This is a genomic window from Burkholderia orbicola, assembly GCF_900100915.1.
Classification (GTDB): domain Bacteria; phylum Pseudomonadota; class Gammaproteobacteria; order Burkholderiales; family Burkholderiaceae; genus Burkholderia; species Burkholderia orbicola.
In genome coordinates, this window is record NZ_FNKW01000002.1 from 553631 (window position 1) to 572418 (window position 18788).

Here is an 18788-nt window from a genome sequence, read left to right on the forward strand (position 1 = left end):
CGTTCGCTCACCTCACTCGAAGTAGCACTGGATCGTCCCGAGCGGGCCGTAGTCGACGCTGAACGTATCGCCCGATCGCGCCGCGCAGGGCCGCGTGAACGACCCGCCGAGCACGATCTGCCCCGGCTCCAGCGCGACGTCGAAACGCGACAGCCGGTTCGCAAGCCACGCGACGCCGTTCGCCGGATGGTTCAGCACGCCGGCCGCGACACCGGTTTCCTCGACCACGCCGTTGCGCGACATGATCGCGGCGACCCAGCGCAAATCGACGTCCTGCGGGCGCACCGGCCGGCCGCCGATCACGACGCCCGCGTTCGCCGCGTTGTCGGCGATCGTGTCGAACACCTTGCGCGGCCGCTTCGTATCGGGGTCGATCGACTGGCTGCGCGCGTCGATGATCTCGAGCGCCGGCACGACGTAATCGACCGCGTCGTACACGTCGAAGATCGTGCAGTTCGGCCCCGTGAGCCGCTTGCCGAGCACGAACGCGAGCTCGACCTCGACGCGCGGCACGATGAAGCGGCCGGTCGGGATCGTGCCGCCGTCGTCGAAGAACATGTCGTCGAGCAGCGCGCCGTAGTCGGGCTCGTCGATCTGCGACGTGTTCTGCATCGCCTTCGACGTGAGGCCGATCTTGTGCCCCTTCAGCGTGCGGCCTTCCGCGAGCTTGAGGGTCACCCACGCGCGCTGGATCGCATACGCGTCGTCGATCGTGATGTCGGGATGGTCGAGCGAGATCTGGCGGATCTGCGTGCGGGCGCGCTCGGCGTCGTGCAGACGGTGCGCGAGCTGGTCGATGAGGGCGGGTTCGAGCATGGTCGGATCGGGAATGGGGTTCAGCCGGCCCGCTTGTAGCGGGCGTGGATGTTGTTGTGCTTGTACGAGCCGCTTTCGCTGAACTCGGTCAGTTCCATCGACAGCGCGAGGTAGCGTTTCGCGTACAGCTCGGCGAAATGGGCCTTGATCGCGTCGAACAGCGCGTCGCACGCGGCTTGTTTCGTTTCGTCGCTGCGGCCCGCGCCGATCTTCAGCGTCACGTGGACGAACGCGTCGTCCTCCGTGCCGTCCGCGACGCAATAATCGTGCAGCTCGATCGCGCGCGAGCGGATGCCGCCGGTCGGAAACACGCCGCCCTGTGCGATCAGCGTCGCGTTGATCGTGCGCAGCAGCGCGGGAATGCGAGCGTCGTCGCGGATGTTCGCGGTGTATTCGACGACGATGTGTGGCATGGCAACTCTCCGGTCGGATTCGAAGGCGTGGCGGGCGGCAACGCTCAGGGCAGCGGGAAGATCGCGTTGATCTGCCCGGTGCCGGAGCTCGCGAAATAGTCGGTGACGATCTCGACCGGCTTGTCGTAGCGATCCCAGCCGAGCAGCCCGAGCAGCATCGCCGTGTCGTGCATGCCGCCTTCGCCGTGGCAATGCACGTTGTATTCGGGCAGCATCGCGCAGAAGGTCTTGAAATCACCCTGCTTCCACAGCTCGACCACGCGCAGGTCGACCTGCCGGAAGAATTCGCGGCTGATCTGGTGGATCGATTCCTCGGGGCTGCCGTTGTCGTTGAAGCGGTGCGACAGCGAGCCGCTCGCGAGGAATGCGACGTTCGAATCGCTCTTCTCGATCGCCTCGAGCAGCGCCTCGCCGAAGCGCCGGCTTTCGTCGAGCTGATGCCACATGCACCAGCCGGCGATCGACACGACCTTGAAGTGCTGGTCGCCGTTCATGTAGCGCATCGGCACGAGCGTGCCGTATTCGAGCTCGAGGCTGTCGATCTCGTGCGCACGCGTCGCGACGCCGCGCTCGGTGGCCGTTTCCGCGATCAGCCGGCCGAGCGCCGGGTTGCCCGGATACGCGTACTGCATGTCGCGGATGAAATGCGGCAGCTCGTTGCTCGTATAGGTGCCCGCGAACCGCGCATTGCAGTTCACGTGATAGCCGGCGTTGACGAGCCAGTGCACGTCCGACACGACGATCGTGTCGACGCCGAGCGCGCGACAGCGCTCGCCGATCAGCTGGTGGCCGCGGATCGCCGCTTCACGGCAGCCGTGATGCTTGCCGGGCAGTTCCGACAGGTACATCGACGGCACGTGCGTGATCTTCGCGGCGAGGGACAGTTTGCCCATCGTTCAAGTCTCCCTATCGTTCTTGCGACAACACGGCCGGCGCCCGTCACACGCCCCAGCGCGGAACATGATGCGAACCCATCGAGATGCACACGTTCTTGATCTCCGCGAACACCTCGAAACTGTACTCGCCGCCCTCGCGCCCGGTGCCCGATTCCTTCACGCCGCCGAACGGCTGGCGCAGGTCGCGCACGTTCTGGCTGTTCACGAACACCATCCCGGCCTCGATACCGCGCGCGAGCCGGTGCACCTTGCCCACGTCCTGCGTCCAGATGTACGACGCCAGGCCGTACGCCGTGTCGTTCGCGAGCCGCAGCCCGTCGTCTTCGTCCTCGAACGGGATGATGCACGCGACCGGCCCGAAGATCTCTTCCTGCGCGATGCGCATCCGGTTGTCGACGTCGGCGAACACGGTCGGCCGCACGAAGTTGCCGTTGCGCAGATGATCGGGCAGCCCCGCCGGCTTGTCCGCGCCGCCCGCGACCACGCGCGCGCCTTCCTGCTCGCCGATGCGGATATAGCCCGTCACCTTCTCCCAGTGCTGGCGCGTGATCATCGCGCCGAGATTCGTGCCCGGATCGGTCGGATCGCCGACCACCAGGTTGTTCGCGCGGCGCGCGAATTCCTGCACGAAGCGATCGTAGATCGTGCGCTGCACGAAGATCCGCGAGCCCGCGGTGCAGCGTTCGCCGTTGATCGAGAAGATCGTGAACAGCGACGCGTCGAGCGCGCGGTCGAAATCGGCGTCGTCGAAAATGAGCACCGGCGACTTGCCGCCGAGCTCCATCGAATACTTCTTGAGGCCCGCGCGCTCCATGATCCGCTTGCCGGTGACCGTGCCGCCGGTAAACGACACCGCACGCACGTCCGGATGTCGCACGAGCGCATCGCCGGCCGTCGCGCCGTAACCCTGCACGACGTTCAGCACGCCCGGCGGGATACCCGCTTCGAGCGCGAGCCGGCCGAGCTGGTCGGCCGTCAGCGGCGACAGCTCCGACATCTTCAGCACGGCCGTGTTGCCGAGCGCGAGGCACGGCGCCGTCTTCCACGTGGCGGTCATGAACGGCACATTCCACGGCGACACCAGCGCGCACACGCCGACCGGCTGGTACAGCGTGTAGTTCAGCATCTGGTCGTCGACCGGATAGGTGCGGCCGTTCATCTGCACGCACACTTCGGCGAAGAAGTTGAAGTTCTCGGACGCGCGCGGAATCAGCTGCTTGCTCGTCTGCGCGATCGGCAGGCCGGTATCCTGCGTTTCCAGCGCGGCGAGCATCGGCACGTTCTTCTCGATCAGCTCGCCGAGCTTGCGCATCAGCTTCGCGCGCTCCTTCGCCGGCGTGTTCGCCCATTTGGGGAACGCTTCCTTCGCCGCGCGCACGGCCGCGTCGACCTCGGCCTCGCCGCCCGACGCGACGTCGGTGATGACGTCGCCCGTCGCCGGGTTCAGCGTCGTGAAGGTTTCGCGGCTCTCCACTTCGCGGCCGCCGATCCAGTGCTTGATGGTCATGTGCTCTCCTTCCTTGGGCGACGGGCTCAGCCGGCGCGATAGTAGTCTGCCTCGCCGACGATCGTGTTCACGAGCCGGCCGATTCCTTCGATTTCGGTCACGACCTCGTCGCCCGGCTGCGTGTCCGCCAGCCCTTCGGGCGTGCCGGTCAGGATCAGGTCGCCCGGCGAGAGCGTCATGAAGCTGCTGATGTGCTCGATCAGCGCCGGCACGTCGAACACCATGTCGCGCGTGCTGCCGCGCTGCGTCTCCCGGCCGTTCACCGTCGTGCGCAGCGTCAGGTCGCCCGCGTCGCCGATCTCGTCGCGGCTGACGAACCACGGCCCGAGCGGCGTGCAGGTGTCGCGGTTCTTCACGCGCAGGTTCGGGCGGTAGTAGTTCTCCAGATAGTCGCGAATCGCGTAGTCGTTCGCGACCGTATAGCCGGCCACGTAGTCGATGGCCTGCGCGCGGCTCACGTGGCGCGCGGGCCGGCCGATCACGACGGCCAGTTCGCACTCGTAGTGCATGTGCGTGGCGTCCGCGGGGCGCACGGTCAGCGACCGGTGGCCGACGAACGTATTCGGCCCCTTCAGGAAAATCAGCGGCTCGCTCGGCGCGTTGAACGCGAGTTCCTTCGCATGGTCGGCGTAGTTCAGGCCGAGCGCGAACGTCGTGCGCGGCGCGACGGGCGGCAGCCACGCCACCGCGTCCTCGGCCACCACGCGCCCGGTATCGAGGCGGATCGCGCCGTCGCCGGCCGGTTCGGCCGCATGCAGTGCGCCGTTGTAGATCACGCGCGCCGTCTTCATCATGCTTCCTCCGCCATCAGCGTATGCCGCAACGTGCCGATGCCGGCCGCGGCGATCTCGATCGTGCTGCCCGCGCGGGCATGCGGTGCGCCGCCCGCGACGCCGAGCAACAGCACGTCGCCCGCGTCGAACGACATGAAGGCCGTCACGTCGGCGATCAGCGCGCGCACCGGACGAATCAGCGTCGCGGTCGACGCGGATGCCGCCACTTCGCCGTCGATCCGCACCGTCAGGCCGATCGCGTCGACATCGGCGAGCGCGGCGGCCGGCACGATCGTGGGCCCGAGCGGGCAGAAGCCGTCGCGGCACTTGAAGCGCACGGCCGGACGGTAGTAATCGGGATGCGGCACCGACACGTCGCTCGCGAGCGTGAAGCCGTGCACGTAGTCGAGCGCCCGCGCGGCCGTCACGCGCGTCGCGCGCCGCGCGAACACGACGGCCACCGACGCACCGATCTCCAGCGCGTCGACACCGGCCGGCACGACCACGGCGGCGCCGTCGGCCGCATGCGTGTTGGCGGATTTGATGTACAGGATCGGCGCCTGCGGCGGGCGGCCGTAAGGCGGTGCGTTCACCGCATCGCCGAGCGCGTCGAGCGCCGCGCGCTCGTTGAGCAGCGCGCCGTAGACGGTACCGATGGCGACCGGCAACGGCGGCGCCGCGGCGGTCGTGCAAGACAGCTCCATGCGTCATTCCCCTGCCGCGCGTCGCGGCGCATCGTCAATAGTTAATATCTTAAGTAAACAATCGGGCGCTGGCAACCTCGATTACCCTGAGATGCGAAATTCATCAGCTTCGGCTGTTAAGATTGATGCGTCCCCGTCCTCTGCTCATCCCGATGAACCGTACGCTCGACCATCGCAACCTGGCCATGCTGCTGCTCGAGGCCCGCGAAACGCTGATGGGTCTGTTTCGCCCCATTCTCAAGGAATTTTCGCTGACCGAACAGCAATGGCGGATCATCCGCGTGCTCGACGGCGAACCGACGGAGGCGCTCGAAGCCGGACAGATCGCGAAACGCTGCTGCATCCTGAGCCCGAGCCTGACCGGCGTGCTGGAGCGGATGGAGCGCGACGGCCTGATCACCCGCACGCGCGCGCAGGAGGATCAGCGCCGGCTGCTGGTCAGCCTGACGCCGCAAAGCAGGAAACTGGTGACGGAGATCGGGCCGCGCATCGACGAGCAATATCGTCAGCTCGAGTCGCGCTTCGGCCAGGACGGCCTGGAAGACATCTACCGCGCGCTCGACCGGCTCATCGAGCTCGGCAGCCAGGCGTAAAGACGGCGCCCGCCCCCGTCATGGGCGGGAGCGGACGCCAATGCGACGCGGGCGGTCAGCGGGCGATCAGTATCAGTGGATCGCGCCGCGCATCAGCTCGGTCACGGCCACGCCGCGCGACGTGCGCATGCACTCCTCGACGTAATCGATGAACGGCAATGGCTCGAAGTCGATTTCGTCGCGCACGCGGCGATTGTCGAACACGCGATCGACCGTCGCGAATTCCCCGCAGCGCTGCAGGGCCCGGCCGATCACGCGCTCGAGTGCCGGATCGGGGCGCCCCAGCACATCACGCACGACGAGCGGCAGTTCCGCCGGCGCGCACGCCGCGTAGCGCGGCGCCCCGGTCATCCCCGCCGCCTCGTCCATCGCGCGCACGATCTGCGCGACCTGCGGCGCCTCGTCGCCGGCCGACACGTGATAGACGTCGTGCGCGAGCGTCGGCTTGACGGCCAGCAGCATCGTCGCGCGCGCCACGTCGTCCACCGACACGATGTCGATGCGCGTCATCGGCCGCGCGGTGAAGCGGCGCGCCGCATGCGCGAGCCGGAACATCCAGAACGAATTCGGCGCAGGACGCGTCCCGAGCACCGTATGGCCGACCACGTGCGACGGCCGCACGACGACGAGCGGCAGCCCGAGCGCGCGCAGACGCTGCTCCGTCCGGGCCTTCGCATGCAGGTAGTCGGCCGCCAGCACCGCGCCGGGCAGGCCTTCGTCGGCCTGCGGCGCGACGTCGTTCTCCGCGTCGCGTTCCGCCTCTTCCTGCACGATCCCGCCGCGGCCCGCATGCGCGTAGGCCGTGCCGACGTACACGAAGCGCTGCAGGCGCGGCGCGCGGGCAAAGCGTTCGGCGAAGTGCACCGCGTCGGCGATGTCGGCCTGCAGATGCGCGCCGTCGGCCGGCGACGCATGGCCCGCGCAGTGAATCACGTGCGTCGCGCCGGCGAGGCGCGGCGCATCGGCGCCGTGCCACACGTCGCCGAGCGCGCCGACGATCACGTTCGCATCGGTCAGGCGCGACGCCCAGTACGGCGCGAGCCCCGCGCGCAACACCGCTTCCCGCAGCCGCGCGACCGCATGGCCGCGGTCCTGCGCGCGCACGACGCACACGATGCGTTCGAGCAGCCCCGCATTGACGAGCGCCGTCAGCACGGTACTGCCGATGAAGCCGGTTGCGCCGGTCAGCACCAGCCGGCCCACGTTCGCCGCCGCGACCGGTGCGCTGGCCGGCGACACGAGGCTCGTCCGCCAGTTGAGCGACAACGCGGTTTTCCAGATCAGCACGATAGTCTCCTTCGAAGAGTCGGCCGGGCGGCGCGGTGCCCGCGGTTGCGGGCGGCGCACGGCTCACCGGCCGGGCCGGGGCTGACGCGCGCCCCGGCGCCTCCCGATCCGGCGTGCGGCCTGCGATCGCGTCGATCGCGCTCCGGCACGAGGCGGCGGCAGCCGGCGCGGACGGGCGTCCGCGGCACAGGATCGGGAAGTTCCCAGTGTGGGGCCCGACCGCATGCAAGTCTGTCCCGAAAGTTTCGTGAAAGTGTGCCGATTTGTACGCGATTGTCGGAGTGTGTCGTGCCGGCCGCCGCGTCAACACGCTGAAAGGTTCGGTCCGGCTGCATCCGAGAATGCGCCAGAGCGTGTCCTTCGCCCCGCTTTCCGTCGATCGGTCGGCGCGCGACCGATCGCCGCGGCCGGCGGCCCTGTCATCCCATGTCTGGACCGCCGCGCGCGCCGGCCCGGCCACCGCTGGTCGCCGCTATCGCCCGCGTGGGCTGACGCCTCGGGAATGACCATGAATCGTCAGACATCGTTTCATCTGAAACGGAAATAGACTCGATCCGGGTTTATTGCGGATTATCACTTGCGTTTCACACCAGTCTATCTAGACTGTTCAAGTCAAAACGGTCGAATGTGTCATCTTTTTCAGGAGACGATCCAATGCGCCTCACCATTCGGATTAATGGCAGCGAATCGGCAACCCGGCATTCCTTCGCGGTCTTGTGGGTCGATACCGACGAAGGGCTGTGGTCGCGCGAGGCACATCAGGGCATCGATCTTCCGACCTGGGGCAAGGTCCGCGACGTCGAAGGCGCGATGGCGCTGTGCGCGGCCGACAGCGGCAATGCCGTCTGTCAGTTGAAGGGGCTGTCGTTCGATGCGATGCGCCGCGAACAGGGCCCCGCGGTGCTCGCCGGCGAGCATCCCGACGGCGCGTGGCGCCTGCAGGCGGTCGATACCTGCACGACCCAGCCGGAATACCGGGAATTTATTTCCGTTGCGCGGTAGGTATTATTGACGTGAATCGTCTGCGGTTTTCGGGTTTATTCCGGTAGTAGTGATATTCATTTCGATATTCAGCATTAATGGCGCCTCGACTCGAGGCGCTTTTCATTTTCGGGATTAAAGAAATAACCGACGTCCGGGCAATTGATCGCGCGCCGCGGGCGATCGCGATCGAGCGATATCCCGAACCGCCTGCCCGAATCGGCATGCGATGATCGCGCAGGTTTCGTCCTCATCCGCCGCCGCCGAATCCCGCGTTGGCCCCACCTTTCCTGCCGGTTCCCCTCCCCTGTTCCAGATGGCCTGACCTTCGCCTTTTTGAAGGGCCGGAACATACTTTCCCCACACGATGTTTACTCATTTATTACAATCGCATTATTCAGACTGACCCGCCGCCGCCCGGCGGCCCGACCCGGCCATTGCATGAGCGTGAAAAAGAAGACCCACCCTGCCGATCCATACGCGGCGGCGACCAAGAATCCGATGCTCGCGTCGCGCCTGCCGATGTGGCGCTCGAGGCTGATCGTGGTCGTCGTGTTCCTCGCGTTCGCCGCGCTGATCGCGCGCGCTTTCTGGGTGCAGGTCGCGAACCAGGATTTCTACGTCGGTCAGGGCCAGAAGCGCTACCAGCGCACGATCGAGCTCGATGCGATGCGCGGGCGCATCGTCGACCGCAACGGCGCGATGCTCGCGGTCAGCCTGTCGACCTATGAAATCTGGGCGAACCCGAAACAGGTCGCCGACACCGATTACCCGCAGATCGCGAAGCTGCTCGACCTGCCGCTCGTCGAGGTGAAGCGGCGTCTCGGCAACGACAAGACGTTCGTGCTGCTCAAGCGGCAGGTCGACGCCGACACCGCGAGCCGGCTCGACAAGCTCGCGATCGACGGCATCACGCAGATCGCCGATTCGAAGCGCTTCTACCCGGAAGGCGAATCGGCCGCGCACGTGGTCGGCTTCACGAACGTCGAGGACAAGGGCCAGGAAGGCGTCGAGCTCGCGGCGAATGCGCGCCTGCAAGGCACCTCCGGCCAGCGCGAGGTGATCCGCGACCGGCTCGGCCGCATCGTGTCGGACACGCGGCCGCTCGTCCCCGCGCAGCACGGCGCGACGATCGAACTGACGATCGACCGCCGCATCCAGCAGCTCGCCTTCAGCCAGCTCAAGGCGGCCGTGATCGAGAACAACGCGGTGGCCGGCAGCGTCGTCGTGCTCGACGCGCAGAACGGCGAGATTCTCGCGCTCGCGAACTATCCGACCTTCGACCCGAACGACCGCGCCCGACTCACCGGCCAGCAATTGCGCAACCGCGCGGTGATCGACACGTTCGAACCGGGCTCGACGATCAAGCCGCTCGTCGTCGCGCTGTCGATCGACGAGCGCAAGGTCACGCCGAACACGATCATCAACACGTCGCCGGGCACCTACAAGATCGGCCCGGCGGTGATCCACGACACGTCCAACCACGGGTCGCTGACGGTATCGCAGGCGCTGCAGAAGTCGAGCAACGTCGCGCTCGCGAAACTGGCGCTGAACCTGCCCGCCGAAACGATCTGGAACAAATACCAGGAGTACGGGATCGGCCGCGCGCCGGAACTGACGTTCCCGGGCGTCGCGTCGGGGCGCCTGCGCGGCTACAAGCGCTGGCGGCCGATCGAGCAGGCGACGATGGCGTACGGCTACGGGCTGTCGATGTCGTTGCTGCAGATCGCGCAGACCTACACCGCGTATGCGGGCGACGGCACGCTGCACCCGGTGTCGCTGCTGAAGAACGGCACCGACCAGCAGACGATCGACGCGCACCGCGGCCACCGCGTGACGTCGCCGCAAACGGCCGCCGCGATCCGCTCGATGCTCGAGATGGCGGTCGGCGAAGGCGGCACGGGGCGCCGCGCGCGCGTCGACGGCTACCGGATCGGCGGCAAGACGGGTACCGCGCGCAAGCAGGTCGGCGCGAGCTATGCGAAGGGCAAGTACCGCGCGCTGTTCGCGGGGATGGCGCCGATGAGCAACCCGCGCCTGATCGTCGCGGTGATGATCGACGAGCCGCGCGGCAAGGGTTACTACGGCGGCACGGTAGCCGGCCCGGTGTTCGCGTCGGTCACGAGCGGCTCGCTGCAGTTGCTCGGCGTGCCGCCCGATGCACCGGTCGAGCCCGAGAAGAATGCACCGGCGAAGGCCGCCGCGCCGCAGAAGACGGTCGCGGCGCCGAAAGCGGGGGCGCCGGCCACGGCGACCGTCGCGCAGAAACCGTCGGCCCAACTCAAGACGGCTGCGCAATCCAGCCGCCCCGCGCCCGCGAAGATGGCCGCAGCGGGCTGACGACGCCAGGCGCGCCGCCGCGCGCCGTCAATGCGCGGCCGCGACCGGCTTCACCATCCGGCCGAGCACGTGCTCGGTCATCCCACGCGCGAGTTCGGTCTCGCCCATGAACACGGTGCCGATGCCCTCGCTCGACAGCAGCGCGGCCTCGTCGCCGCTGTTCGTGCACAGCACGACCTCGAGCGCCGGGTTGAGCGTGCGCGAAATCTCGACGATCTGCCGCACGTCGAACACGTCGGGTAGCGTGACGACCAGCATCCCGGCGCGGGCGATATGCGCCTGCACGAGCACGATCGGCTCGATCGCGTCGCCCGACACGGCCGCGATGCCGTCCGCACGCAGCTTCTCGACGAGCTCGCGATTCTGCTCGACGACGACATACGCGATCCCGCGCTCGTCCAGTGCATGCGCGATCCGCGTGCCGACCTTGCCGTAGCCGACGATCACGACCTGCCCGGTCAGATGCGTCTGCGGCGTCGACATCGGCAGCGCGGCGAGCGGATCGTCGCGCGCCTCGAGCTTGCGCGCGAACGCCGAATGCTTGCGAATCCACGCGAGCGCCGGATCGATCATCGCGAACAGCAGCGTGTTCATCGCGATCGAGATCAGCGCGACCGCGAGAATCAGGCTCTGCCCTTCGGCCGACAGCAGCCCGAGCGCACGGCCGAGCCCCGCGAGGATGAACGAGAATTCGCCGATCTGCGCGAGGCCCGCCCCGACCGTCAACGCGGTGTTCAGCGGATAGCGGAACGCGATCACGAGCGCGACGGCCGCGACCGTCTTGCCGATCAGCACGATGGCCGCGACCTCGATCACGTGCAGCGGCTCGTCGAGCAGCACCTTCGGGTCGAACAGCATGCCGACCGAGATGAAGAACAGCACCGAGAACGCGTCGCGCAGCGGCAGCGTCTCGTCGGCCGCGCGCCGGCTGAATTCCGACTCGCGCATCATCATCCCGGCGAAGAACGCGCCGAGCGCGAACGACACGTCGAACAGCTTCGCCGCGCCGAACGCGATGCCGACCGCGGCCGCGATCATGCACAGCGTGAACAGCTCGCGCGAGCCGGTGCGCGCGACGAGCCACAGAATGCGCGGGAACACGCGCTTGCCGACCACCAGCATCAGTGCGATGAACGCGGCGACCTTCAGCATCGTGACGCCGAGCGTGCCCCACACGCTGCCGCCGGCCGCATGCGCGTCGCCGGGCGGCGTGCCGCCGAGCAGCCCCGCCACCGGCGGCAGCAGCACCAGCACGAGCACCATCACGAGATCCTCGACGACCAGCCAGCCCACCGCGATGCGCCCGTTGACCGTCTCGACGAGCCCGCGCCCTTCGAGCGCGCGCAGCAGCACGACGGTACTCGCGACCGACAGCGCCAGCCCGAACACGAGCGCCGCACCGAGGCTCCAGCCCCACGTGAGCGCGAGCCCGCCGCCGAGCAGCGTCGCGACGGTGATCTGGACGATGGCGCCCGGCAGCGCGATCTTGCGCACCGCGAGGAGATCGCCGAGCGAGAAATGCAGGCCGACGCCGAACATCAGCAGCATCACGCCGACTTCCGCGAGCTGCTGCGCGAGCGACAGGTCGCCGACGAAACCGGGCGTGCCGGGGCCGATCACGATCCCGGCGAGCAGATAGCCGACGAGCGGCGGCATTTTCAGCAGCGACGCGAGGTAACCAAAGATCATCGCGAGACCGAAACCGGCCGCGAGCAACGCAATCAGGCTGACGTCATGAGGCATCCCCCCTCCCAAGCTCTTGTAACTATTTAGTAAGGTTCAAGAGTGAAAGGATAAGGGATGAGGCGGAAAAATGGCGCGCAGCCGCGAAAATTTCGCGCGGCGGCGCGGGTTGCGGGGCGCGACCCCGGCGAAGGGAAAAGCGTTGCGCACCCGGCCGCACGTGGACGTGGGCCGGGCGGCAGGCGGGGCGGACGCCCCGCCGCTCCCATCAGCGCGACGCTTGCGGGAAGCGCGCGCCCGGCGGCGGCTCGGGCCGCGTCGACGGCACGCTCTTGCGCACCTTCGCGACCTGCGCGGCCGTCACCGGCGCGCCCGTGTTGCCCCAGCTCGTGCGCACGAAGTTCGACACGTCCGCGACTTCCTGGTCCGACAGGCGCCAGCCGAACGGCGGCATCGTGAAGGTCGACGGCGCGGTGCGCGTGCCCTGCAGCGCGCTGCCCTCGAGCACGACGTGGATTAGCGAGGTCGGATCGTCGCCCTGCACGACCGGGTTGCCGGCGAGTGCCGGGAACACGCGCGTGTAGCCGTGGCCGTCGCTGCGGTGGCAGGCCATGCAGTTGTCGCGATAGACGGCCGCGCCCGGCTTGCTCGCGTCGCCGGTCTGCAGCGCCTTCGCCGCGGCCGCGTCGTACACGTGCGGCTGCTCGCCCTGCACGCGCGGCGGCAGCGTCTTCAGGTAGCGCGCGATCGCATTCAGGTCGTCGTCGGTCATGTGCTGCATGCTGTGGCCGACCACGTCCGTCATCCCGCCGAACGCGGCCGTGCGCAGCGTGCGGCCGGTTTTCAGGAACTGCACGATCTCGGTTTCGCTCCACGTGCCGAGGCCCGTGCGCGGCTCGCCGCGCAGGCTCGTCGGCACCCAGCCGTCGATCGCCGCGCCGCCGGCCAGGAAGTCGAGGCCGTCCGCGTCGGTCAGCCCGCGCTCCTGCATCGTCGGCGCGCGCGGCGTATGGCACGCGCCGCAGTGGCCGAGCCCCTGCACCAGATACGCGCCGCGCGCGACCACCGGGTCGGTGTACGACGCCGCGTCGAACGGCTTCGGCGACGGCGCGAACATCTTGCGCCAGATGCCGAGCGGCCAGCGCATCGACAGCGGCCACACGATGTCCACCTTGCGGTTCTCGTGCTCGACCGGCGCGACGCCGTGCATGAAGTACGCGTACAGCGCCTTCATGTCGTCGTCGGTCAGACGCGCGTACGACGGGAACGGCATCGCCGGATACATCGTGTCGCCGTTCTTGCGCACGCCTTCGCGCACCGCGCGGGTGAAGTCCTCGTAAGTCCAGCCGCCGAGGCCCGTCTTCGGGTCCGGCGTGATGTTCGTCGAGTAGATGCCGCCGATCGGCGTGTCGAACTTCAGGCCGCCCGCGAACGGCTTGCCGCCGCTCGCGGTGTGGCAGGCGATGCAGTCGCCTGCGCGGGCGAGGTATTCGCCGCGCTTGACGAGCGCCGCGTCGGCGGACTGGGCGACAGGCGCAGCCGCCGCGCCCGAAGCCGCGGCCGGCGTGGACGCCGGCTGCGCGAACGCGGCGCCGCCTGCCAGACCGAATGCCGCCCATGCCGCGCCGATCGCCAGCGCGCGCCGCAGCGGGGACACCGGACGCGCGGCGTTGTGGTGGTTCATCGTCCTCTTCATACGGTCACCAGCGGGGCGGGATTTTTCAGGTATTGCTCGCGGATCGCGCGTGCCGACCAGTAGGCCAGCGCCGCGATGATGCCGGTCGGGTTGTAGCCGATGCCCTGCGGCAGCGCGGACGCGCCCATCACGAACACGTTGTGCACGTCCCAGCACTGCAGGTAGCGGTTCAGCACGCTCGTCTTCGGGTCGGTGCCCATGATCGCGCCGCCGACGAGGTGGGTCGTCTGGTACTGGCGCGAGTCGAAGTGCTTGCCGAATTCGCGCGTCGACACGCCGATCGCCTTCGGCCCCATCGCTTCCGCGATCTTCTTCATCTGCCCGGTCACGTACTGCGCCATCTTGATGTCGTTGTCCTTCCAGTCGAACGTCATCCGCAACAGCGGCTGGCCGTACGAATCGCGATAGGTCGGGTCGAGATCGAGATACACGTCGCGGTACGACATGTTGGTACCGTGCGCGTCCATCGAGATCGTGTGCGCGTAGTTGTCCTTGACGGCCTTCTTCCACGCCGAGCCCCACTGCGGCGTGCCGGGCGGCGTGGCGATGCCGCTGATCGGCTTCACGCCGGCCTGGTTCACCCACAGCGGCGAGCCGCCGACGAAGCCGAGCGGGCCGTGGTCGAAGTTGTCCGCGTTGAAATCGTCCACCGCGACGCCGTTGCCGCCCGCGCCGATGAACGGGTTCGTGTAGGTGTCCTTGTCGAAGAACGCCTTGATCGTCGACAGGTTCTGGTACGCGAAATTGCGGCCGACCACGCCTTCGCCCGAGATCGGGTCGTACGGCTTGCCGATGCCCGACAGCAGCAGCAGGTGCACGTTGTGATACTGGAACGCGGCCACGATCACGAGATCGGCCGGCTGGTGCACTTCGCGCCCGGCCGGATCGACGTAGGTGACGCCGGTCGCGCGCTTCTTCGTGTCGTCGAGGTCGACGCGCAGCACGTGGCACTTCGAGCGCAGCTCGAAGTTCGGCGCCTGCTTCAGCGCGGGCAGGATGTTCAGGTTCGGCGACGCCTTCGAATACATGTAGCACGCGTAGCCGCTGCAGTAGCCGCAGAAGTTGCACGGGCCCATCTGCACGCCGTACGGGTTCGTGTACGGGCCCGACGTGTTCGCCGACGGCAGCCGGTACGGATGCAGGCCGAGCGAATGCGCGGCATCGAAGAAGCGCTGCGCCGAATACGTATTGAGCTGCGCGGGCAGCGGGAAATTGTCGCTGCGGTTCGCCTCGAACACGTTGCCGTCGCCGACCACCTTGCCGCCGACCTTGTACGCCTGCCCCGACGTGCCGAACACCTTCTCCGCGAAATCGAAATGCGGCTCGAGCTCGTCGTAGGTCACGCCCGTATCCTGGATCGTCATCCCTTCCGGGATGAACTTCTTGCCGTAGCGCTCTTCATAGTGGCTGCGCAGGCGCAGCTCTTCCGGTGTGATCCGGAAGTGCACGCCCGACCAGTGCAGCCCCGCGCCGCCGACGCCTTCGCCCGGCAGGAACGCGGCGAGCTGCCGGTACGGCAGCGCGGTGTCCTGCAGGCCGTGACGGATCGACACGGTCGTCTTCGACAGGTCGAGGAACAGCTTCTTGCGGATGTTGTAGGTCAGCTCGTCGATCGTGTTCGGGTACGCGCCGTCCGGATAGGTGTCGCGATATTCGCCGCGCTCGAGCGCGACGACGTTCAATCCCGCTTCGGTCAGTTCCTTCGCGAGAATCGCGCCGGTCCAGCCGAAGCCGACGATCACCGCATCGACGTGCGGCTTCTTGTCTGCGGCCATCAGCTGCGCTCCCCGTTGATCGAGACGGGGCCGTACGGATACGGCTTGCCGCTCTGGTTGACGAAATCCATGAAATCCGCGCGTGCGCCCGGGAAACCGATCATCTTCCACGCGGCCATGTCGCGATTGCCGCCATGCACCGGATCGCAGAAGTAGCCTTCGCGCGTGTTCTGCAGCAACTGGCCGAGGAATACGCCGGGCGGGACGTCGTCGATCTGCGCGCCGCCCTTCTCCAGCGCGCCGAGCACCGTGTCGCGCGTCGGCGCGTCGAGATCCGCGAACGCCTTGCCGTGCGCCTTCTCGCAATAGCGGTTGAAGGCCGCGATGCCGAGCCGGTAGATGTCGCGCGGCACCAGCTTCAACTGGTAGCCGAGCTCGGGCACGCCCTGCTGGAACGGCCCCTGCATGTACCACGTCGCGCCGTGCGCATACGGCGTCTCCATCTGGCGATCGATGAATTCGGGCACGCCCGCCTCGAGCGCGCCGGGGCCTTCGGCGTCGGCCGGAATCAGCCGGTCGACGGCGGCCTGGACGAATGCCCATTCCTTCGCGTCGAAAAAGGTCGGCTTGTACGGCGCGCGTTCGGCGCTGGCCGATGCAGCGGACGCGTTGCCGGCGGTCGTCGCGGACGGCGACGACGAGTGCAGGTCGCAGCCGGCGACCGACGCGATCGGCACGAGCGCGACCGATGTGCGCAGGAAACGGCGACGCGAATTGGGTTTGTCAGGTGGCGTGGACATGGTCGGGTGTTGATCGTTGGGGATCGGGGTTCGGACGCGCGCATTCCGCATGCCGCGTGCCCGGCACGGCAGCCGTGCCGCAGGCGGCCGGTCGCCCTGTTCTTTCGTGTGTTGCGCACAACCTCGATGCAGGCGCCCGGCCGCGATTCGCGGTGGCGCCGTCATTGCAGCCGCGCTCGCCCCGGTGCCGGCGGCGTTGCGCGGATCGACCTCTTGGCGGGCCCTATCGTCGGACAAATACCGGCATCGGCCGGCATCTCTCCTTCATCGCCCATGACCCTTGTTCAACTTAGACGTCGCGTCCGCCGACGGCAAGCGCAACGTGCACGACCCTCTTTCGGGGCCCGGCGACGAGTGCGGCGAATTATATATGGAACCGGTTCCAGTGCTAGAGGGTTCAATGCAATTCAGTGCATCGAAATTAGCAACAATGGGAAAACCGGATGCCGGAATGTGCAAGGATGAGGTGATGGCGGACAGCGAGGATCGGGCGGCGCCGGAGCCCGGCGCCCGTCATCACGTGCCTCTGTCGGCGGAGATCCGGACGGCGCTGGCCGTCGGCGCATCACGGCGTGCCCGCGGTCCTCGCAGTGGAGGCGCACCGGATGCACCGGCAGGGCCACACGTTCTTCGTCGCCGAAAACGGTGTCCGGCTGACCGATGCCGTGCCGGCCGAATGCCTGACGCTGATCGATACGCGCGCGGACTGAATCGCGCGCCGCGCCCCGCTCACCACGGCCAGAACATCGACGCGATCGACAGCGCCAGCGCCGCACACAGCGGCGAGTAATACAGCGTGTCCATCCGCGCGAAACGCGACCCGCGAATCCGTTTGAAGAAGCCGACGTAGCGAAAATCGCCGACGGCGCGCACCGCGAAGATCAATGCGAGCGCAACGACCGCGAACGCGATCGTGCAGGGATACGCGTTGCGCCCCAGCCAGCCGGCACGCGCGGCGACCACGCCTGCCCCGCCCAGCAGCGCGAGCGCGACGGTCAGCGTGCCGAGCGCAGTCGGCCGCAACAGCGGTACGCCATCCTGCTCCGGAATGGCCGCGCGCTTGCCCAATCGCCCGCCGAACGCCCAGTAGACGTGCACGAACGCGATGGCGCAAAGCGTCGGCACGCTGAAATACGCACCGGTCATGTCGATCAAGGTCCTCGTCTCGTTGTCTCGTCGTTTTGCCGAAAGATGTTCGGCTCGCGGCCCCGGCCCGCGACACGCATGACGATACCGAAACCCGGCCACGCGCGCATTGCGACGTCCGGTCGCAACCGACGGCGATGCATGCTGCGTTGCAGTGCGCATGCGTCGTCGCACAGCCCAGTCGCTTGACTTCCCTCCGCGCACTACTACCCTGTTATTCCAGTACTGCGGTCGGCACGCCGCTGCTCAACCGGCTTGCCCGCACGACGACGATAACGAAGGCCATGGAGGCGACTCATGCTGATCGGTGTGCCGAAGGAGATCAAGAACCACGAATACCGCGTCGGCCTCACGCCGGCCGGCGCGCGCGAACTCACGCGGCACGGCCATCGCGTGCTGGTGCAGCGCGGTGCGGGCACGGCGATCGGCCTGCTCGACGACGACTACACGGCCGCGGGTGCGTCGCTCAGCGACGGCGCCGAAGAAATCTTCGCGCGCGCCGACATGATCATCAAGGTCAAGGAACCGCAGCCCACCGAATGCGCGATGCTGCGGCGCGGCCAGATCCTCTACACGTACCTGCATCTCGCGCCCGATCCCGACCAGGCCGCCGCACTCGTGAAATCCGGCGCGGTCTGCATCGCGTACGAAACCGTGACGGGCCCAGGCGGCGGCCTGCCGTTGCTCGCGCCGATGAGCGAAGTGGCCGGACGCATGTCGATCCAGGTCGCGGCGACCCACCTCGAAAGCCCGCGCGGCGGCCGCGGCGTGCTGATGGGCGGCGTGCCGGGCGTGCCGGCCGCGCACGTGGTCGTGCTCGGCGCCGGCGTGGTGGGCACCGGCGCGCTGCAGATGGCGGTGGGCCTCGGCGCGCGCGTCACCGTGCTCGACAACAACGTGAACCGGTTGCGCCAGCTCGATCTGGTGTTCGCCAACCGGATCGCGACCGTCTGCTCGAACGCGCATACGGTCGACGAAGCCGTGCGCGATGCCGACGTCGTGATCGGCGCCGTGCTCGTGCCGGGCGCATCGGCGCCGCGGCTCGTCACGCGCGACATGATCGCGACGATGCGCAAGGGGGCGGTCGTCGTCGACGTCGCGATCGACCAGGGCGGCTGCTTCGAGACCTCGCATGCGACCACGCACGCGGCGCCGACCTTCGTGGTCGACGGAGTGGTCCACTACTGCGTCGCGAACATGCCCGGCGCGGTCGCGCGCACGTCGACCTTTGCGCTGAACAATGCAACGCTCGGCCATGCGCTCGCGCTCGCCGACAAGGGCTGGAAGCAGGCGATGCTCGACGATCCGCATCTGCGCGCGGGCCTGAACGTGTGCGACGGCCACATCACGTACGAAGCGGTCGCGCTGGCGCTCGGCCTGCCCTACGTCCCGGCGACCGGCGTACTCGCATGACCCTGCCGGCATGAGCTGAACGCAG

General features: G+C 68.0%; 17 protein-coding genes. 5 read left to right on the forward strand and 12 right to left on the reverse strand.

Annotated features, from left to right (window positions below; genetic code table 11):
* Window positions 1-12: 12 nt before the first annotated feature.
* Genes hpaH through BLS50_RS19400 form a run of 6 tightly spaced genes read right to left on the reverse strand, consistent with a single transcriptional unit; the run spans window position 13 to window position 5109 of the window.
* The gene (gene hpaH / locus BLS50_RS19375; RefSeq protein WP_006479168.1) at window positions 13-816 is read right to left on the reverse strand and encodes a 2-oxo-hept-4-ene-1,7-dioate hydratase; all 804 of its coding nucleotides are present in this window, start codon (window positions 814-816) and stop codon (window positions 13-15) included.
* Window positions 817-836: 20 nt separating this feature from the next.
* Entirely contained in the window at window positions 837-1229 is a 393-nt protein-coding gene (locus BLS50_RS19380; RefSeq protein WP_011547838.1) for a 5-carboxymethyl-2-hydroxymuconate Delta-isomerase, read from the reverse strand.
* A gap of 44 nt (window positions 1230-1273) precedes the next feature.
* Entirely contained in the window at window positions 1274-2122 is an 849-nt protein-coding gene (gene hpaD / locus BLS50_RS19385) for a 3,4-dihydroxyphenylacetate 2,3-dioxygenase (RefSeq protein WP_011547839.1), read from the reverse strand.
* A gap of 46 nt (window positions 2123-2168) precedes the next feature.
* Complete coding sequence (hpaE, locus tag BLS50_RS19390) at window positions 2169-3632, reverse strand: 5-carboxymethyl-2-hydroxymuconate semialdehyde dehydrogenase (RefSeq protein WP_074803531.1); 1464 nt, start codon at window positions 3630-3632, stop codon at window positions 2169-2171.
* Window positions 3633-3658: 26 nt separating this feature from the next.
* Entirely contained in the window at window positions 3659-4423 is a 765-nt protein-coding gene (locus tag BLS50_RS19395) for a fumarylacetoacetate hydrolase family protein (RefSeq protein ID WP_006479172.1), read from the reverse strand.
* On the reverse strand, window positions 4423-5109 hold the full coding sequence (locus BLS50_RS19400) for a fumarylacetoacetate hydrolase family protein (RefSeq protein ID WP_069231041.1): 687 nt from the start codon (window positions 5107-5109) through the stop codon (window positions 4423-4425). Before BLS50_RS19400 ends, BLS50_RS19395 begins: the two co-directional genes overlap by 1 nt.
* 152 nt (window positions 5110-5261) lie before the next feature.
* Between BLS50_RS19400 and hpaR the strand changes: the two genes are divergently transcribed.
* On the forward strand, window positions 5262-5702 hold the full coding sequence (hpaR, locus tag BLS50_RS19405; RefSeq protein WP_023476878.1) for a homoprotocatechuate degradation operon regulator HpaR: 441 nt from the start codon (window positions 5262-5264) through the stop codon (window positions 5700-5702).
* Window positions 5703-5774: 72 nt separating this feature from the next.
* Here hpaR and BLS50_RS19410 read toward each other — a convergent pair whose 3' ends face one another.
* Window positions 5775-6989, reverse strand: coding sequence for an SDR family oxidoreductase (locus tag BLS50_RS19410; RefSeq protein WP_074803534.1), 1215 nt, complete (start codon window positions 6987-6989; stop codon window positions 5775-5777).
* Between the two features lie 654 nt (window positions 6990-7643).
* On the opposite strand from BLS50_RS19410, the gene BLS50_RS19415 reads away from it, so the two are divergent.
* Window positions 7644-7991, forward strand: a complete 348-nt coding sequence (locus BLS50_RS19415) for a DUF3564 family protein (RefSeq protein WP_027807850.1) — start codon at window positions 7644-7646, stop codon at window positions 7989-7991.
* A 420-nt stretch (window positions 7992-8411) separates the two neighbouring features.
* The gene (locus BLS50_RS19420; RefSeq protein ID WP_074803537.1) at window positions 8412-10310 is read left to right on the forward strand and encodes a peptidoglycan D,D-transpeptidase FtsI family protein; all 1899 of its coding nucleotides are present in this window, start codon (window positions 8412-8414) and stop codon (window positions 10308-10310) included.
* Window positions 10311-10337: 27 nt separating this feature from the next.
* Here the strand turns inward: BLS50_RS19420 and BLS50_RS19425 are convergent, their stop codons facing one another.
* The 4 genes from BLS50_RS19425 to BLS50_RS19440 all read right to left on the reverse strand — a co-directional run bounded on the left by BLS50_RS19425 (window position 10338) and on the right by BLS50_RS19440 (window position 16204).
* Entirely contained in the window at window positions 10338-12053 is a 1716-nt protein-coding gene (locus BLS50_RS19425) for a cation:proton antiporter domain-containing protein (RefSeq protein ID WP_074803539.1), read from the reverse strand.
* Window positions 12054-12261: 208 nt separating this feature from the next.
* Window positions 12262-13689 (reverse strand): c-type cytochrome, encoded by a 1428-nt coding sequence (locus BLS50_RS19430; RefSeq protein ID WP_074803541.1) that lies wholly within the window; start codon window positions 13687-13689, stop codon window positions 12262-12264.
* Window positions 13686-15464 (reverse strand): GMC family oxidoreductase, encoded by a 1779-nt coding sequence (locus BLS50_RS19435; RefSeq protein ID WP_011547848.1) that lies wholly within the window; start codon window positions 15462-15464, stop codon window positions 13686-13688. Before BLS50_RS19435 ends, BLS50_RS19430 begins: the two co-directional genes overlap by 4 nt.
* Window positions 15464-16204, reverse strand: coding sequence for a gluconate 2-dehydrogenase subunit 3 family protein (locus tag BLS50_RS19440; protein ID WP_074803545.1), 741 nt, complete (start codon window positions 16202-16204; stop codon window positions 15464-15466). The genes BLS50_RS19435 and BLS50_RS19440 overlap by 1 nt, the downstream gene beginning before the upstream one ends.
* A 572-nt stretch (window positions 16205-16776) precedes the next feature.
* Here BLS50_RS19440 and BLS50_RS36375 point away from each other — a divergent pair.
* On the forward strand, window positions 16777-16914 hold the full coding sequence (locus BLS50_RS36375) for an RNA 2'-phosphotransferase family protein (protein ID WP_256334094.1): 138 nt from the start codon (window positions 16777-16779) through the stop codon (window positions 16912-16914).
* 19 nt (window positions 16915-16933) lie between these two features.
* Here BLS50_RS36375 and BLS50_RS19455 read toward each other — a convergent pair whose 3' ends face one another.
* Entirely contained in the window at window positions 16934-17350 is a 417-nt protein-coding gene (locus BLS50_RS19455; protein WP_074803550.1) for a DUF3995 domain-containing protein, read from the reverse strand.
* A 297-nt stretch (window positions 17351-17647) separates the two neighbouring features.
* Between BLS50_RS19455 and ald the strand changes: the two genes are divergently transcribed.
* The gene (gene ald, locus BLS50_RS19460; protein WP_074803552.1) at window positions 17648-18763 is read left to right on the forward strand and encodes an alanine dehydrogenase; all 1116 of its coding nucleotides are present in this window, start codon (window positions 17648-17650) and stop codon (window positions 18761-18763) included.
* Window positions 18764-18788: the final 25 nt, after the last annotated feature.

Bases quoted from the DNA above. Each gene is read 5' to 3' on its own strand.
- hpaH (WP_006479168.1), bottom strand. From the start codon at position 816: ATGCTCGAACCCGCCCTCATCGACCAGCTCGCGCACCGTCTGCACGAC.
- BLS50_RS19380 (WP_011547838.1), bottom strand. From the start codon at position 1,229: ATGCCACACATCGTCGTCGAATACACCGCGAACATCCGCGACGACGCT.
- hpaD (WP_011547839.1), bottom strand. From the start codon at position 2,122: ATGGGCAAACTGTCCCTCGCCGCGAAGATCACGCACGTGCCGTCGATG.
- hpaE (WP_074803531.1), bottom strand. From the start codon at position 3,632: ATGACCATCAAGCACTGGATCGGCGGCCGCGAAGTGGAGAGCCGCGAA.
- BLS50_RS19395 (WP_006479172.1), bottom strand. From the start codon at position 4,423: ATGAAGACGGCGCGCGTGATCTACAACGGCGCACTGCATGCGGCCGAA.
- BLS50_RS19400 (WP_069231041.1), bottom strand. From the start codon at position 5,109: ATGGAGCTGTCTTGCACGACCGCCGCGGCGCCGCCGTTGCCGGTCGCC.
- hpaR (WP_023476878.1), top strand. From the start codon at position 5,262: ATGAACCGTACGCTCGACCATCGCAACCTGGCCATGCTGCTGCTCGAG.
- BLS50_RS19415 (WP_027807850.1), top strand. From the start codon at position 7,644: ATGCGCCTCACCATTCGGATTAATGGCAGCGAATCGGCAACCCGGCAT.
- BLS50_RS19420 (WP_074803537.1), top strand. From the start codon at position 8,412: ATGAGCGTGAAAAAGAAGACCCACCCTGCCGATCCATACGCGGCGGCG.
- BLS50_RS19425 (WP_074803539.1), bottom strand. From the start codon at position 12,053: ATGCCTCATGACGTCAGCCTGATTGCGTTGCTCGCGGCCGGTTTCGGT.
- BLS50_RS19430 (WP_074803541.1), bottom strand. From the start codon at position 13,689: ATGAAGAGGACGATGAACCACCACAACGCCGCGCGTCCGGTGTCCCCG.
- BLS50_RS19435 (WP_011547848.1), bottom strand. From the start codon at position 15,464: ATGGCCGCAGACAAGAAGCCGCACGTCGATGCGGTGATCGTCGGCTTC.
- BLS50_RS19440 (WP_074803545.1), bottom strand. From the start codon at position 16,204: ATGTCCACGCCACCTGACAAACCCAATTCGCGTCGCCGTTTCCTGCGC.
- BLS50_RS19455 (WP_074803550.1), bottom strand. From the start codon at position 17,350: ATGACCGGTGCGTATTTCAGCGTGCCGACGCTTTGCGCCATCGCGTTC.
- ald (WP_074803552.1), top strand. From the start codon at position 17,648: ATGCTGATCGGTGTGCCGAAGGAGATCAAGAACCACGAATACCGCGTC.